The organism is Pseudomonas frederiksbergensis, from assembly GCF_003732275.1.
GTDB classification, from domain to species: Bacteria; Pseudomonadota; Gammaproteobacteria; order Pseudomonadales; family Pseudomonadaceae; genus Aquipseudomonas; species Aquipseudomonas frederiksbergensis_H.
In genome coordinates, this window is record NZ_MOBM01000040.1 from 107,232 (window position 1) to 120,540 (window position 13,309).

The following is a 13,309-nucleotide window of genomic DNA, read 5'->3' on the forward strand; positions in this document are numbered from 1 at the left end:
ACAGGTTCAGTGTTCACACATTGAAAATGTTCAACTCCGGGCCGTGCGCCAGGCATCGATCAATTCGACGAACGTGCCCTGCACCTGGCGAATCAGCGTTTCGTCGTCGATTTCACCGGCCATCCACGCGCGGCTCGGCTCCTGGAAAATCGTCCGGCCTACGGCAAAACCTCGGCAGGTCTGGCTCTGGCTGGCCTGTTGAAACCCTTCGGCCAGCGCCGCCGCCGGGGCGTTCAGGCCAAGCAGCACCACGCCACGGCAATACGGATCGCGTTCTTGAATCAGTTCGTCGAGCTGTTTCCATTCCTCGGCGCTTTGCGCTTCGATCTTCCACCACGCCGGGTAGATGCCCAGGTTGTAGAGGCGTTTGAGCGCGCGATACAGCACGTCCGGATGCGTCGACGGGTGATCCTTGGGCGGAATGATCTCCAGTAGCAGTTCATGACCGCTGACCTGGGAGGCCTGATACAAACCCTTGATTTGCGCTTCCTGCTCCAGACGCAGCAACGGCTCGTCGTCGGGGTGGAATTGCACCAGGCATTTGATGATCTGTTCTTGCGGCCAGGCGATCAGGTTGCTGCCGATCGAGCGCCCGTGTTCGAACGCCAATGGCCGCGAACCCTGCACTTCCACCGGCCGCGCCACCCACCAGCTGCGACCGGTGGCGGCGTTCAGCGCGTCCTGGCCGAAGCGTTGATCGGCCAACAAGCCGACATCGGCATCGACGCCCTGCTCACGCAAATCGGCTTCGACCCGCTCCACAGCCTGGATAAAGAGTTGTTTGAGATCGCCGATAGCGCTCAGGTCGCGCCCGCCCTTGTGGGCCAGCTCCACCAATTGCCCGCGATGATCGAAGGCGAAGATGAACAGTTGCTTCCACTGTTTGCGCGGCACGCTGACCTGATGCAGACGCTGCAACACGGCGTCCTGATCCGGCCGGGTGATCGGCACCGGGCTGTTGAATAGATAGTCGAGTTCGGCACGGGTCGGCATCGCCGGGGCGCAGGCATGGCGCGACACCACCAGCCCGCCGCAGGCATTGGCCAACTGGCAGCAGCGCTCGTCGCTGGCATCCTCCAGCCAGCCGCTGAGGAAACCCGACATGAAGGCATCGCCGGCCCCCAGCACATTCAGCACTTCGACGCGCACGCCGGGATAGATCGCGCCGTCTTCGAGTCGCGCCGGAATCACCCCGTGAATCACCGTGCAGCCTTGCGGGCCGAGCTTGACCACCAACGTCGCCGCGCTCAGTTGCCGGACGTTGCGCAATGCGGTGAGCAAATCCTCGGAGCCGCCAGCAATCAGGAATTCTTCTTCAGTGCCGACGATCAGGTCGAAACGCGGGAGGATTTTCTGCACGTGCTGACTGACGTTCTGATCGGCGACGAACCGGGTTTCGCCGTCCGCCTTGCCGGCCAGGCCCCAGAGCACCGGACGATAGTCGATGTCCAGAACCCGTTTGACGTTGTGCTTCTCGGCATAGTCCAGCGCCTGGATGCTCGCCTTGTAGACGCCGTCGGTGGAGAAATGGGTGCCGGTGATCAGCAAGGCTTTGCTGGAGGCGATAAAGGCTTCGTTGATGTCTTCGGCACGCAACGCCATGTCGGCGCAGTTTTCGCGGTAGAACACCAGGGGAAAGGTTTCGCGGTCCTTGAGGCCCAGCAAGACCATGGCGGTCAGTCGTTCCGGATCGACCTTGATGCCGCTGACATCGCAGCCTTCGCGGGTCAGCGATTCAACGAGGAAGCGGCCCATATGGTCGTCCCCTACCCGGCTCAGCATCGCCGACTTCAGACCCAGCCGAGCGGTGCCGAAAGCGATGTTGGCGGACGAGCCGCCGAGGTATTTGGCGAAACTTGAAACATCTTCCAGCCGCGCCCCGACTTGCTGCGCATAGAGGTCGACGCCAAGGCGCCCCAGGCAAATCAGATCCAATTGACGCCCACTGGCAAAACGAGTCTGGCCCATGCTGGCTCCTGTTATTTTTATCAGCCTGCGTTCGGGGCGATGAAGGCGCCGAACACTCTTGGTGGATGCAGACTAAAACGACCGGGACCGAACAATCAATAATTATTCTAAATATTTTTTACGTGGAATATTTTTTCCAATAAACTTCTGCACAAGCGTTCCAGACACATGCATCGTTTCAGCAAACCCCAGGGCGCCCGCAAGCTCAAGATTTTATTCCGGCCTACCCTGTAGACTGCGCACAGCCAACCTATTGTCAGGGGATGACGCAATCAGTCATCTCTATAAGCACAAGCCAGAAGGATTCCTTATGTCCCGCACCGATCAGCCGGCTACGACCGAGAGCACGCCCGACAGCGATCTCGCCAGCCCTCCGATCAATGCCGAGCGTTTGTTGCAGCTGATCACCGATGAATACGAAAGCCTGCCTCGCCAGCTCAAACGCATCGCCAGCTACATGAGCCAGCAGAGCGACCGCATCATGGTCGACCGGATCAGCGACATCGCCCGCGAATGCGAAGTGCATCCGTCGGCGATCGTGCGGTTTTCCCAGCGTTTCGGGTTCAGCGGTTTCAGCGAAATGCAGGCGCTGTTCCGCGAGGCCTACACCCACAAAACCACGCCGGTACAGAACTACCAGCAACGCATCCGCAGCATGATCGCCAACAAGTCGCAGAAGGCCAGCGGCGGCGATCTGGCGCGCGAGTGCATCAACGCCACCCTGTCGGGCATCGAGCGGCTGGGGCTGGAGCTCGATGACCAGGCCTTCGACAAGGCCGTGGACCTGGTGGTGAATGCCGACAACATCTATGTGGTCGGGGTGCGCCGTTCGTTCGCAGTGGCCGATTACCTGGTCTACAACCTGCAACACACCAACAAGCGAATCCATTTGGTGTCGGGCCTCGGCGGCAGTTATCGCGAACAGATGCGCAGCGTGCGCGCCAATGACCTGGTGATCGCCATCAGCTTCACGCCCTATGGCAAGGAAACCCAGCACTGCCTGCGTATTGCCCAACACAATCAGGCGAAAACGCTGATTATCACCGACAGCAACCTTTCACCTTTGGCCAAGCGCGCCAACACTGTGCTGTTGGTCAACGAAGGCAGTTCGTTTGCTTTCCGCTCGCTGAGTGCGACCTTGTGTCTGTGCCAGGCGCTGTTTATCGCAGTGGCTTATCGACTGGAACTGAAGGTTGATGAGATTCATGAGCAAGTAGGCTTTGAGGATTAGCCTTCGAGGATTAGCGGCAGCCTTTGAGGATTAACGCAAGGCCGTTTGCAGGTCGCTGAACCTCAGCTAAGGTTGTCCATCCCCAAGGACCGTCTGAAGGAGAGGCTCAATGAAACTGATCGGCATGCTGGATTCGCCCTATGTGCGACGCGTCGCCATTTCCGCCAAATGCCTGGGCATACCGCTGGAGCATGAGTCGGTTTCGGTGTTCAGAAACTTGGAGCAGTTCCAGCAGATCAACCCGGTGGTGAAGGCCCCGACCCTGGTGCTGGATGATGGCGAGGTGTTGATGGATTCGACGCTGATCATCGACTACCTGGAGGCTCTCGCCGCGCCGGGTAAAAGCCTGATACCCAACAATCTGGAGCAACGCTTGCGCTCGCTGCGGCTGATCGGTCTGGCGTTGGCGGCGTGCGAAAAATCGGTGCAGCTTTACTACGAACGCAACCTGCGGCCAGCGCAGATTCAGTACGCGCCCTGGGTGGAACGGGTTGAAGGGCAATTGGCCGCAGCGTATTCGGCGCTGGAGCGGGAGCTGGAAAAACAGCCGCTGAAAACCGACGGTTCGATTGCGCAAGACGGGATAACCCTGGCGGTGGCCTGGAGCTTTACCAACCTGGTGGTGCCGGATCAGGTGCAGGCCGCGCAGTTTCCGCGGATCAGCGCGTTCACGGCGTATGCCGAGGGGCTTGAGGTGTTTGTCGGTACGCCGATCGATTGAGAGATGCGGCGACAGTACCGACCCCATCGCGAGCAGGCTCGCTCCCACAATTGATCTCCATCGATCTCATATTTCTGCATCCGACACAGAACCCCTGTGGGAGCGAGCCTGCTCGCGATGGCGTCCTCAGGCCATTTCCTTCAAGTCAGGCTCCAGCACCACGTCTAGCCGATCCGCCCCGCGCTCGGCTTCGGTCATCAGCTGGAAAACACGTAGCGTCCTTTGACCTTCTTCGAGCCGAGGAATCCCAGGTCCGGGAACAACTGCGTTTTGAGGTAAGCGACAAAAAACACCATGCCCAGGGTGATCCCGGCACCGACGAGCGTCAGCAGCGGATCCTCCTCAAACCCCTGGAACATTCGTGGAAACTGGCTCAGGGACAGGATCACGTAAATGGTGTAAGCCTGCGCAACGTTCTTATAAAAACCCCAGGCGAACAGCAGCGGCACCCCTGCGGCAAACAGGGTGAACAACACCGCGGCACCTGGCCCGATCATCGAGCCGAGGAAGAACCCCAAGGCTGCACCGAGCAACGCTTGAGCAATCGTCAGAAAAAGTAATGTCTTGATCTTGCCGGAGTGCCGCTGACACAGCGCAGGGTCCGCATAGGCACCGATCCAGTACGCCAGCACCCGATCCTTGACCTCGCCGCCGGACAGCGTCTTGAAAATTTCGGTCTTCGAATGCCCGCTTTCGAGCATCGCCACCAGTTGCCGTTTGCTTTCCTTTTTGTCCAAGGTATTTCTCCTGTGAGGCAACACAAAATTCAAGTGGAAGCAGCTGTGCGTCCACAGGGGTGATTCTCGCTGTATCAGGGACGGAAAAGCAAAACGCCGCTTCTACCTGACGTAAAAGCGGCGTAGACAAGCGCCTCAAGGAATCAATGCGTGAGCAGGGCAATCAGAATGATGATCGGGATCGGTACGCCGAGAAGGAACAGCAATATAGAGCGCATGATGGTTCTCCTGGGTTAGCGAACAGGTGGCAGCGTCGTGGTTGTAGTGGTGGTCACGTAGGCATCGGTTTCCAGGTACTCCACGGCATCCCGACGACGACCGCCGAAGATCGCGGCGAGGCTGGCAAAAAATGCCCCGGCCAGCAGCGCGACGAACATCCACAACGCGGTCAAGGCTGCGGCTTTGGCCGCGGTGTCAGCCGCTTGTTGCGCGGCCAGTTTGGCGTCGGCGACGGCTTTTTGGGTGCGGGCATAGACTTCATCGACACGGCGCTCCGCGTCCGCTTGAGTGAGGTTGGTCCGCTGGGCGACCAGTTGTGCCAGGTAGGTCCGATCCTCGGGCGCCAGTTGACCGTCGTTACGCAGGCTGCGCGCGAAGATCCGGGTGACGGTGCCATTGACGGCGTCCTCGCTGACGGCGACTGGCCGATCATCGCGAAACAGGCTGTCGACGAAGTAACCGTAAGGGTCACTGTCGGTATTACCGACCGCGCTGCCGGCAGCCTGGGTCATGGCGCTGGCGGCACCGCCGGCGACCGTGGCCCCGGCCCGCACGCCGCCGCTGACGATGTTGCTGACCGAACCGACCACCAGGGTCGCGGTCACCAGCGTCGCGATGCACCAGGCCAGGAAGCCATGGGCCGTGTCACGAAAGTAGACCTCATCGCCGTGCATGTAGGCCCACCTCACCCGCAGGCGACCGGCGATGTAGCCGCCAAGCCCGGACGCCACGATCTGGGTAAAGGCCAGCCAGACAATCGTCGAGATACCCAGGCTCTTGGCGCTGACGCCTTCATGGGCCCACGGCGAAACCGCCGAAAAACCCAGGCCAAAACCAAGCAGCACGAAGATCAGCGACAACGCCGCAGCCGCCGCGGCTCCGGCGAAGATAGCGGCCCAGGACACGCCCGAGAGCGTGCTGAACTCATCTGCGACAGGATAAAAACCATCAGAGGATCTGTTCATTATTGTAGTGCTCCAGGCAGGTGTTACAACTCGTCAAACGAGCAATTGCAGTCAACGTGCCAGTCGCACTACTTAAATAAATCGTTCTATTTCAAATAGTTGAAAACAATGAATTTCTCAGGGTCATGCAGTTTGCAAGGAGCCGGCCATATCGGCGGGTTTTATGCATTGCGCTAAACGAATTACTTGCGCTTGTAGCTCTTGTTGCCGCTGGGCGTCAGGCAATACACCCCGCCTCTTGGCCCGGTGCAGAACGTGCCGGTGCCGCAGGCGCAGCCATCGGAATCCTGCAGCAGCGTCTGCGGTCGCGCCTGGTCTTTACTGCCAAACATCGCCGAGCAACTTTTCTTCGAACCACTGATGGAGCCGTCATTGCACAGGAACAGATCGCCGTCGCAACGATCGATGCCGCCCTTCTTCCCCGAACATGGCGTGTTGGCAGCCCAGGCGGAGGAGCCGAACATGCACAACAACAGCAGAAACATCGGCATCCAGCCACGAACCATTAAAGTGCGCACAGTGCAGCTTCCCTTTAGAGTTATGGCCGGATGATATCAACGTTCCAGTCAGGCTCACGAGGCAACATGAAAGTTAATTTAAAAAGCCGCGCGTAATTCTTGGCAAAATGAGCCCCACTTCGTATTGAACCGATTATCAGGCAAGCCCTATGACCCGCATCTTGACCATCGAAGACGACGCTGTGACCGCCCGGGAAATCGTCGCCGAACTGAGTAGCCACGGCCTCGACGTGGATTGGGTCGACAATGGCCGTGAAGGCCTGGAACGCGCGGTCAGCGGCGACTACGACCTGATCACCCTCGACCGCATGCTGCCGGAGCTCGATGGTCTGGCGATTGTTACCACCTTGCGCACCATGGGCGTGGCCACGCCGATCCTGATGATCAGCGCCCTCTCCGATGTCGATGAACGGGTTCGCGGCCTGCGCGCCGGCGGCGACGATTACCTGACCAAACCGTTCGCCACCGATGAAATGGCGGCCCGGGTCGAAGTCTTGCTGCGCCGGCAGAACACAGTGACCGCCCAGGCCACCACATTGCGCGTGGCCGATCTGGAGCTGAACCTGATCAGCCACGAGGCCAGCCGCGACAGCCAGTTGCTGACGCTGTTGCCCACCGAGTACAAGTTGCTGGAATTTCTGATGCGCAACACCGGGCAGATTCTGTCGCGGATGATGATTTTCGAAGAGGTCTGGGGTTATCACTTCGACCCCGGCACCAACCTGATCGACGTGCATATCGGCCGTCTGCGCAAAAAGATCGACCCGCCAGGCAAAGTCCCACTGATTCGGACGGTGCGAGGCTCGGGTTATGTCATTGCTGAACCCCTCTAAAGGCTGGCGCTCCTCCAGCAGCCGCTTGCTGGCGCTCTACAGTTCGCTGTTCGTGGCCTGGAGCGGGATTCTCATGGGCGTCATGTACTACGAGGTATCCAGCTACCTGGACACCCTGGCCAAGCATTCGTTGATGCAGCGTCAGCATCTGTTTTCTCGCTTCCAGGGCGAGCAATTGGAGGACGCCCTCGCCGCCAGCGTGACCTTCGACATTCGCGGCATCGACGCCTATGGCCTGTTCGATGACCAGCAGCGCTACCTCAGCGGCCCCTTGCGCCAGATCCCCCAAGGCCTGCTGCTGGACGGCAAGATTCACATCCTCGGCGACTGCGTCGATGCCGACGACCCGACCCTGCCCGCCGACAGTTGCGACGCCGTGGCGACCCGGACCCTCGACGGGCGTTGGCTGGTGCTGGTGCGGGACAACGGTTCGTTGTTTGCCGTGACCCGGATCATCCTGCACGCGCTGCTGTGGGGCGTGTCGCTGACCATTCTGCCCGGCATCGCCGGTTGGCATTTATTAAGGCGGCGCCCGCTGCGGCGGATCCGGGCGATCCAGGCCAGCGCCGAAGCCATCGTCGCCGGCGACCTGACCCGGCGCCTGCCGCTGTCCAACCGCCGTGACGAGCTGGACATGCTCGCCGCAATCGTCAACGCCATGCTCGAACGCATCGAGCGCTTGATGAACGAGGTCAAGGGCGTGTGCGACAACATCGCCCATGACCTGCGCACACCGCTGACGCGCCTGCGGGCGCAGTTGTACCGGATTCAGCAACAGGCCGATGACGGTTCGACACTGGCCGTGCAACTGGATTCGGTACTCGGCGAGGCCGATACCTTGATGGCGCGTTTCCGTGGCTTGCTGCGAATTTCCGAGCTGGAGGATCGCCAACGCCGTTCGGGTTTCGTGCAACTGGACCCGATGCCGTTGCTGCAAGAGCTGCACGACTTTTATCTGCCGCTGGCGGAAGAAGGCGAACTGACCTTTGAACTGCAACTGCCCGAATCCCTGCCCTGGCTCAATGGCGACCGGGCGTTGCTGTTCGAAGCCGTGGCGAATTTGCTGAGCAACTCGATCAAATTCACGCCGCCGGGTGGCAAGGTGATTTTACGTGGGGTGAATGACGCCGGGCATCCACGAATCGAAGTACTTGACTCCGGCCCCGGCATTGCGCTGGCCGAGCGTGAGGCGGTGTTTCAGCGCTTCTATCGCGCCGAGGGCGGTAACCCGCAAAGCGGTTTCGGGCTGGGGCTGTCGATCGTCGCGGCGATTGTCAGCCTGCATGGGTTTACGCTGGAAGTGGGCAGCAGCGAACTGGGTGGCGCGCTGTTGGTGCTGGATTGCCGGCAGAGTTTGATTTCTCAGGCCTGACACTCACTCACTGACAAAGAAGCCCCCCTGTGGGAGCGAGCCTGCTCGCGATGGCGCAGTGTCAGACAACATCAATGTTGACTGGAAGGCAGCCGTCGCGAGCAGGCTCGCTCCCACAGGGATTTGCTTAGGCCGCGCGAAAGCGGTGTGTCAGACAACATCATTGTCGACTGGCAGTCCGCATTCGCGAGCAAGCCCGCTCCCACATTGGATTTTCCTGGGTCGGGAAACTCGATTCAATACCCCGGAACCTCGCGCAGAAACACCGGCAGGTCGGTGATCGGCGGCAGGGCCGGAATCTCGACGTACATCTGGACCACCCAGCCTCGGTGATAACTGGCGTGGTTGACCACATGCAACAGCATCGCGCCGGCACTCATGACCCCGCTTTCCCCCGAGACAGAGGTGAATTCGATGGGTTGATCCAGCGAGTCGTCGGTCTGGGCCGAGGTCCATCCACAGAACCATTGATCGATCTCCTGTTGCGCCATGCGCAGCTCGGGGAGTTCGGTATGGAGCAGATCATGGGAGGTTTTGAAGTCGTGCCCTCGGCCCTCCAGATGCGCTTGCCAGATGCAGTCCACCACGTAGATGTGGTTCAAGGTGCCGATGATGTTGTTGAACACCGACACCCGTTTGCGGTTGAGCTCTTCCGGTGGCAGCGCCATGAGGCTGTCAAAGAGTCGCTGATCGGCCCAGCGCCTGTAATCGGCGAGCATGCGGGCAGTGCGTACGTTGATCATCAGAGGTCTCCCATGAGGATGGGCGCATTGCCAAGAATAGCCCTCGCGGCTGGCAACATCGTAAACGCTGATCATCGGTCACGCCGTACGCGCCCTTGTAGCCGCTAGCGCATTGTGGGAGCGGGCTTGCTCGCGAATACGGATTGCCAGTCGACAATGATGTTGCCTGACACACCGCTTTCGCGAGCAAGCCCGCTCCCACTATTGCACTGGCGGCTACAGGATTTCGTCGCGAATTCAATCAAGACAAACGCTGTACCACCCGGTCGGCCAGCGCCAGGCAACTGGTCAGCCCCGGAGATTCGATGCCGAACAAGTTGACCAACCCCGGCACGCCATGCACATCCGGGCCGCTGATGACGAAGTCGGCAGCCGGCTCGCTCGGCCCGCTGATTTTCGGGCGAATGCCGCTGTAGGCCGGTTGCAGGCTGTCCTCGGGCAACGCCGGCCAGTAACGCCGGATCGCCTGATAGAAACTTTCGCTGCGGCGGGGATCGACGCGGTAATCGACGTGCTCGACCCATTCGACATCCGGCCCGAAACGCGCCTGACCGCCCAGGTCCAGGGTCATGTGCACACCGAGCCCGGCGCTTTCCGGTGCCGGATAGACCAGATGCCGGAACGGCGCCGGACCGCTGAAACTGAAATAGCTGCCCTTGCACAGCCAGGCCTTGGGCACGTGCTGCGTTGGCAAGCCTTCGATCCGGCTCGCCACGTCAGGCGCGGACAATCCCGCGCAGTTGATCAACTGACGACAGCTCAACGTCATCGGCTGAGCGCCGCCCATGTGCAGCTCGAAACCGTGCCCGGTGCAACGGGCCGATTCCAATGGTGTGTGAAAGGCTATCGAAGTACCGCACGCTTCGGCATCTGCCTGAAGCGCCAGCATCAGGGCATGGGAATCGACAATACCGGTGGACGGCGACCAGAGCGCGGCAACGCAGGACAACGCCGGCTCTAGCCCCCGCGCCTGCCCGGCATCCAGCCATTGCAGGTCATCGACACCGTTGCGCCGGCCCTGCTCCAGCAACGCCTGCAAGGCATGGCGCTGGTGGTCATCGGTGGCCACGATCAGCTTGCCGATACGCTGGTAATCGACGCCGCGCTCATCGCAGAAGGCGTACAGCCGTTGCCTGCCCTCCACGCACAATTGCGCCTTGAGACTGCCACTCGGGTAATAGATGCCGGCGTGGATCACTTCCGAGTTGCGCGAACTGATGCCCACGCCAATCCCCTCGCCCGCCTCGACCAGAATCACTTCTCGCCCGGCCCGAGCCTGCGCCCTGGCCACTGCCAGCCCGACCACTCCGGCCCCGACCACCACGCATTCGATATCGATGCTCACCTGCCCTCCACTCATTCAAGCCATCCCTGGCTCCCGATAATCGACCACGCTGAAGATTATCGCCAGCATGACCACGAAGATCCCATCACGGGTTGCCTACGGTCTATGTAGGAGCTGGCGAAGCCTGCGATCTTTTGATCTTGATTTTTAAAAGCAAAGTCGAAAGATCGCAGGCTGCGCCAGCTCCTGCAGGGTCGGGTGTTCGTCAGATACTGCGGTCGGCTGCATGCTCAGTGGCTGACCGTAGGGGCAACCGTGCGGTTCTGAGCGCTCGCCTATGCATATATCGAATCGGTAGGGAACTCCTGAGCGCTACCAGGCATCCTAAATTATGTGTTACTTCCTTTACGCTTTCGGAGGACGCCGTCATGCGCCGTCTGTTGCTCATATCTTCACTAGTGCTTTGTTTGCCCGTTGGTTCGGCCATGGCCGATGTAGATGCAAAAGATGTCGCCACTTCGGCTGGGGTCTCCGCATCGCTGTACTCGACGTTCAAAGATGACAAAATCGTAATTCCCGCACGGGATGATGCCTCTAGCTTCGTGGCGAGTGGCGGTACGATTCGCGGCGTTTATCTGGAGTCGGTGTTGAAGGAAATTCGACAAAATCATCCCGACCTCAAGGCCAGCGACGAGGACCTGGCCAAAGCGATCCTCGCTCAATAAGGTCCAATCGCTCCCTAAAACCTGTAAAAACAAGCCGTGGGGCCCGCAACACCGGATAGTGTTCGGGCCCTAGGTTGCTTGCGCCCCAGCGGACAGGCACGCCCAGCCGGCGACCAACTGCGCGCTGATGCTGACGCCGCCGCACACCACAATCACCACATCATGGGCCTCGGCAATCGCTGGATGGTCCAGATACGCCACCGCCAATGAAACGCCGCACGCCGGCTCGACCAACTGACGCAAGTCGTTGGCGTAACGAACCACGCCCATGATCGCCTCATCATCGCTGAGCACCACGCACTCGTGCGCAAAGTCGAGAATGTGCTGCACCGGCCAGGCCGCCACTTGCGCAGCGCCAAGTGACGTGGCGACGGTATCGATGCGCGGCAATCTGACCGGGTGCCCGGCACTGACGGCGGCCGCGAAAGATGCTGCGCCCCGGGTTTCGCAAGCAACGATTCGACAATCCATGCGCTGATGACGGATCAATCCAGTGAGCAGGCCCGCCAGCAACCCTCCGCCGCCCACCGACGTCACCAACACATCAACCTGAGGACAGTCCTCGAGAATTTCATCGACCATCGTGCTGTGCCCTTCCCACAACACCGGATGATCGAAGGCCGGCACGTATTCCGTATCCGCACCCTGTGCGAGTGCTTTGGCCCGTTGATTCGCTTCGTCCCACACCTTGCCGTAAACGATCACCTCGGCACCGGTTTTCCTGATCCTGGCGCGGGTGGTTTCCGGGGTGGTGTTCGGCACCACGATGCAGGCTTTCAGCCCAAGGCTGGCGGCGGCCACAGCGGTGGCCAACCCGGCATTCCCCCCGGAAGGACAAACCACTTTGCGCTTGCCCTGCTCCGCTGCCTGACTGCACAGCAGGCCCATGCCGCGCAGTTTGAACGAGCCGCTGGGTTGCAGGTTTTCCAGCTTGAGCCAGATCCGCCGGGCGGGTGTCGACAGGCCCGGGTGCAGAATCAGGGGCGTTCTGATGTGAAGCATCGCGTGCTCCTTGTGGCGCTCCCGGCTCATCGAGAGGTTCAACGAGCCGGGAGTGAATAGATAGAATCATCCTTATCCAAGCTTAGTTCACCCTGCCCCGCGGCTACCGTTCTGGCCATACCACGACACCGCGTCGAATGATCGAACAACCGCGCAGGAGCTGCTGCAGGCTGCGATCTTTTGATTTTGATCTTCAGCAAATTCGAAATCGCGAAGATCAAAAGATCGCAGCCTGCGCCAGCTCCTACACTGGTTTTATGCCCCTTGCGAAGTCAGTCATGAACATCTCGGCCAAGCTCGCGTTTTTCGCCCTCGTCAGCACCCTTGCCTACCTCGCTCTCGCGGTGTTCGGGCTGGGCGGGTTGGCAGCTTTTTTCTCGCACCCGCCGCTGGTGGTTATTGCGCTGGCAACCGTGGTGATGGCGATCATCTCCTTGTTCAGCGAGGGCAACCTGAGCTCCGGCGAACGTGAAGACAGGGCCAATCGTTGGGTGTTGCCGGTCTTCGGGGTGCTCGGATTGTTGAGTGGGTATCTGCCGGCTTACACCGACCGGATCGACTTCTGGACCTTCGGTGGTGAGGGCGTGCGTTGGCTGGGCGCGTTGCTGTTCATCGGCGGCGGCACACTGCGGATGTGGCCGGTGTTTGTACTGGGCAAACGCTTCAGCGGACTGGTGGCGATTCAGCCGGGCCACCGTCTGGTCACCGACGGGATTTATCGGACCTTGCGCAACCCCAGCTATCTGGGACTGCTGATCAATGGCGTGGGTTGGGCGCTGGCCTTTCGTTCCGGGGTCGGGTTGCTGCTGGTGGCGCTGATGTTGATCCCGCTGATCGCTCGCATTCGCTCCGAAGAAGCGCTATTACGCACGCAATTCGGCAGTGAATACGAGGCTTACTGCGCCCGTACCTGGCGATTGATTCCGGGTATTTACTGAACCCACCACAACTCTAATGTGGGAGCGAGCCTGCTCGCGATAGCGATCTTTC

Annotated in this window: 13 protein-coding genes; 6 read left to right on the forward strand and 7 right to left on the reverse strand. The window is 60.2% G+C overall.

Annotated elements, in window-relative coordinates:
- Positions 1–30 precede the first annotated feature (30 nt).
- The gene (locus BK662_RS31545; protein ID WP_123360832.1) at positions 31–1,968 is read right to left on the reverse strand and encodes a bifunctional 5-dehydro-2-deoxygluconokinase/5-dehydro-2-deoxyphosphogluconate aldolase; all 1,938 of its coding nucleotides are present in this window, start codon (positions 1,966–1,968) and stop codon (positions 31–33) included.
- Between the two features lie 310 nt (positions 1,969–2,278).
- Here BK662_RS31545 and BK662_RS31550 point away from each other — a divergent pair, with 310 nt between their 5' ends.
- Both BK662_RS31550 and BK662_RS31555 read left to right on the forward strand, forming a co-directional pair.
- Positions 2,279–3,199 carry a MurR/RpiR family transcriptional regulator gene (locus BK662_RS31550; protein WP_052966863.1) on the forward strand — a complete coding sequence of 307 codons (921 nt, stop codon included), beginning with the start codon at positions 2,279–2,281 and terminating at the stop codon, positions 3,197–3,199.
- A 109-nt stretch (positions 3,200–3,308) separates the two neighbouring features.
- Entirely contained in the window at positions 3,309–3,920 is a 612-nt protein-coding gene (locus BK662_RS31555) for a glutathione S-transferase (RefSeq protein ID WP_123360833.1), read from the forward strand.
- A gap of 197 nt (positions 3,921–4,117) precedes the next feature.
- On the opposite strand, the gene BK662_RS31560 is transcribed toward BK662_RS31555, so the two are convergent.
- The 3 genes from BK662_RS31560 to BK662_RS31570 all read right to left on the reverse strand — a co-directional run bounded on the left by BK662_RS31560 (position 4,118) and on the right by BK662_RS31570 (position 6,347).
- Positions 4,118–4,657, reverse strand: coding sequence for a hypothetical protein (locus BK662_RS31560; protein ID WP_123360834.1), 540 nt, complete (start codon positions 4,655–4,657; stop codon positions 4,118–4,120).
- Between the two features lie 233 nt (positions 4,658–4,890).
- Complete coding sequence (locus tag BK662_RS31565) at positions 4,891–5,841, reverse strand: hypothetical protein (protein ID WP_123360835.1); 951 nt, start codon at positions 5,839–5,841, stop codon at positions 4,891–4,893.
- A 182-nt stretch (positions 5,842–6,023) separates the two neighbouring features.
- The gene (locus BK662_RS31570; protein ID WP_123360836.1) at positions 6,024–6,347 is read right to left on the reverse strand and encodes a YdcA family protein; all 324 of its coding nucleotides are present in this window, start codon (positions 6,345–6,347) and stop codon (positions 6,024–6,026) included.
- Between the two features lie 161 nt (positions 6,348–6,508).
- On the opposite strand from BK662_RS31570, the gene BK662_RS31575 reads away from it, so the two are divergent.
- Both BK662_RS31575 and BK662_RS31580 read left to right on the forward strand, forming a co-directional pair.
- On the forward strand, positions 6,509–7,192 hold the full coding sequence (locus BK662_RS31575; protein WP_052966859.1) for a response regulator transcription factor: 684 nt from the start codon (positions 6,509–6,511) through the stop codon (positions 7,190–7,192).
- The gene (locus tag BK662_RS31580) at positions 7,170–8,564 is read left to right on the forward strand and encodes a sensor histidine kinase (RefSeq protein WP_123360837.1); all 1,395 of its coding nucleotides are present in this window, start codon (positions 7,170–7,172) and stop codon (positions 8,562–8,564) included. The genes BK662_RS31575 and BK662_RS31580 overlap by 23 nt, the downstream gene beginning before the upstream one ends.
- Positions 8,565–8,800: 236 nt before the next feature.
- Here BK662_RS31580 and BK662_RS31585 read toward each other — a convergent pair whose 3' ends face one another.
- Both BK662_RS31585 and BK662_RS31595 read right to left on the reverse strand, forming a co-directional pair.
- The gene (locus BK662_RS31585) at positions 8,801–9,307 is read right to left on the reverse strand and encodes a DinB family protein (RefSeq protein WP_123360838.1); all 507 of its coding nucleotides are present in this window, start codon (positions 9,305–9,307) and stop codon (positions 8,801–8,803) included.
- 241 nt (positions 9,308–9,548) lie between these two features.
- Entirely contained in the window at positions 9,549–10,652 is a 1,104-nt protein-coding gene (locus tag BK662_RS31595) for an NAD(P)/FAD-dependent oxidoreductase (RefSeq protein ID WP_123360839.1), read from the reverse strand.
- A gap of 368 nt (positions 10,653–11,020) precedes the next feature.
- On the opposite strand from BK662_RS31595, the gene BK662_RS31600 reads away from it, so the two are divergent.
- Positions 11,021–11,317, forward strand: a complete 297-nt coding sequence (locus BK662_RS31600) for a DUF2388 domain-containing protein (RefSeq protein WP_008012177.1) — start codon at positions 11,021–11,023, stop codon at positions 11,315–11,317.
- A 69-nt stretch (positions 11,318–11,386) separates the two neighbouring features.
- On the opposite strand, the gene BK662_RS31605 is transcribed toward BK662_RS31600, so the two are convergent.
- Positions 11,387–12,319, reverse strand: coding sequence for a pyridoxal-phosphate dependent enzyme (locus BK662_RS31605; protein ID WP_123360840.1), 933 nt, complete (start codon positions 12,317–12,319; stop codon positions 11,387–11,389).
- Between the two features lie 278 nt (positions 12,320–12,597).
- On the opposite strand from BK662_RS31605, the gene BK662_RS31610 reads away from it, so the two are divergent.
- Complete coding sequence (locus BK662_RS31610) at positions 12,598–13,257, forward strand: methyltransferase family protein (RefSeq protein ID WP_123360841.1); 660 nt, start codon at positions 12,598–12,600, stop codon at positions 13,255–13,257.
- Positions 13,258–13,309: the final 52 nt, after the last annotated feature.

Excerpts from the sequence above, each read along its gene's own strand:
- BK662_RS31545 (WP_123360832.1), bottom strand. The coding sequence starts at position 1,968 with ATGGGCCAGACTCGTTTTGCCAGTGGGCGTCAATTGGATCTGATTTGC.
- BK662_RS31600 (WP_008012177.1), top strand. The coding sequence starts at position 11,021 with ATGCGCCGTCTGTTGCTCATATCTTCACTAGTGCTTTGTTTGCCCGTT.
- BK662_RS31555 (WP_123360833.1), top strand. The coding sequence starts at position 3,309 with ATGAAACTGATCGGCATGCTGGATTCGCCCTATGTGCGACGCGTCGCC.
- BK662_RS31585 (WP_123360838.1), bottom strand. The coding sequence starts at position 9,307 with ATGATCAACGTACGCACTGCCCGCATGCTCGCCGATTACAGGCGCTGG.
- BK662_RS31565 (WP_123360835.1), bottom strand. The coding sequence starts at position 5,841 with ATGAACAGATCCTCTGATGGTTTTTATCCTGTCGCAGATGAGTTCAGC.
- BK662_RS31580 (WP_123360837.1), top strand. The coding sequence starts at position 7,170 with ATGTCATTGCTGAACCCCTCTAAAGGCTGGCGCTCCTCCAGCAGCCGC.
- BK662_RS31550 (WP_052966863.1), top strand. The coding sequence starts at position 2,279 with ATGTCCCGCACCGATCAGCCGGCTACGACCGAGAGCACGCCCGACAGC.
- BK662_RS31570 (WP_123360836.1), bottom strand. The coding sequence starts at position 6,347 with ATGGTTCGTGGCTGGATGCCGATGTTTCTGCTGTTGTTGTGCATGTTC.
- BK662_RS31610 (WP_123360841.1), top strand. The coding sequence starts at position 12,598 with ATGAACATCTCGGCCAAGCTCGCGTTTTTCGCCCTCGTCAGCACCCTT.
- BK662_RS31605 (WP_123360840.1), bottom strand. The coding sequence starts at position 12,319 with ATGCTTCACATCAGAACGCCCCTGATTCTGCACCCGGGCCTGTCGACA.
- BK662_RS31575 (WP_052966859.1), top strand. The coding sequence starts at position 6,509 with ATGACCCGCATCTTGACCATCGAAGACGACGCTGTGACCGCCCGGGAA.